Origin of the sequence: Azorhizobium doebereinerae UFLA1-100 (assembly GCF_000473085.1) — a bacterium.
GTDB lineage: Bacteria > Pseudomonadota > Alphaproteobacteria > Rhizobiales > Xanthobacteraceae > Azorhizobium > Azorhizobium doebereinerae.
The window spans coordinates 1-1190 of sequence record NZ_AXBA01000101.1 but is presented as its reverse complement, the minus strand read 5'-3'; the positions used below and the strand labels follow the sequence as shown (position 1 = coordinate 1190).

Genomic DNA, 1190 nt, shown 5'->3' with positions numbered 1-1190 from the left:
TCGCCGCGCACCTCGGACAAGGCGATCTCCAGCCGCTGCGCCTGGCTGGCGGACGGCATGTGGCGGATGTCGCCCTCGATGGTGGTGGTGCGGTCCTCGACCTTGTCCACGCGGTCCTCAAGCGCCGCGAGGCGCCCGGTGGAGGCCTTGTCCACCAGCGCCTTCTCCAGCGCCGCCACGCGGTCGGCCGCCGCCTTGGAGCGGTAGGTCCAGACATAGAAGCCCAGCGTGAACAGCGAGACGCAGAGCGAGCCCCAATTGGCGATGTTGCCCGGTTCCATGCGTCACCGGGCGAGGCGCGCGCCGAAGATGCTCTTCACCGTATGGCCGCCGCCATAGATGGTGAGCCACACAGCCGAGATGCCCAGCACCTGGTCGTAGGGCGTGCCCACGGACTTGCCGATCAGGGCCGAGATCCACGGCGCCAGCAGGAAGGTCTGGCCGACGATGGCCACCACCAGCCAGCTCATGGCCGGGCGCCAGGCGTAATGGAACGCGCCCTTGGTGGCCTCGGTGGTGGCGAGCTGGGCGGCGAGCGCCTGGCCGGCCTGGATGACCGAGACCCACTCGTTGCTGCGCTCGGCCTCCAGCGTCTGGAGCTTCTCCTGCACCTGCGGATCGGTGGCCACCGCCTCGGCGACGGCCTCCGGGGTCTCCTCCGAGGCGCCGAGCGTCTCCGCCAGCACCTTGCCGACCGAGCCGCCCAGTGGCCCGCCCAAGGCGGTGCCGAGCACCGGGGCTCCCAGCTTGATCACCTGGGATGCGAGAGACGACCAATCCATCAGCGCCAATCCTCCGCAATGAGCTTGTATTTGCGCACCAGCAGGACGCCGGCCGCGACCACGACGGCGAGGCCGAGCGCGAGGCCGGCGACTGTGAGCGCGGAATTGAACGGGTGCGGCTCGCTGGTGCCGGAGCCCGTGGCCAGCGTGCCGCCGGCCGCCACCGCCGCGGTCTCCCGCTTGGTGCCCTTGGCCACCACCGCCAGAGGCGGCTTCGGCGTATCCACCTGCTGCGGCATGGGCAGCGGTGCGGCGCGTACCACGCCGGCCGTGCGCAGCGCCTCCGTGATCTTGCCCTCGAACAGGTCCGCCTCGGCCTCGCGGCGCCGGGTCAGACCCGCCAGCACCTTGCCGCCGCCCTTGTTCCAGCGCGCCATGACGGCGCGCACCTCGGCCTTGCGGCCGGCC

Annotated in this window: 3 protein-coding genes; all 3 read right to left on the bottom strand. The window is 71.6% G+C overall.

What is annotated here, in order from left to right:
• The coding region (locus tag YU1_RS0125745) for a hypothetical protein (RefSeq protein WP_029006472.1) at window positions 1-281 on the bottom strand (281 nt) is incomplete at its 3' end.
• A 3-nt stretch (window positions 282-284) separates the two neighbouring features.
• Window positions 285-782, bottom strand: coding sequence for a hypothetical protein (locus tag YU1_RS32295; protein WP_051357383.1), 498 nt, complete (start codon window positions 780-782; stop codon window positions 285-287).
• Window positions 782-1190: glycoside hydrolase family protein (locus YU1_RS34165; RefSeq protein ID WP_035716776.1), on the bottom strand; the 409-nt coding region annotated here is incomplete at its 5' end. The genes YU1_RS32295 and YU1_RS34165, both read right to left, overlap by 1 nt.

Bases quoted from the DNA above. Each gene is read 5' to 3' on its own strand.
- YU1_RS32295 (WP_051357383.1), bottom strand. From the start codon at position 782: ATGGATTGGTCGTCTCTCGCATCCCAGGTGATCAAGCTGGGAGCCCCG.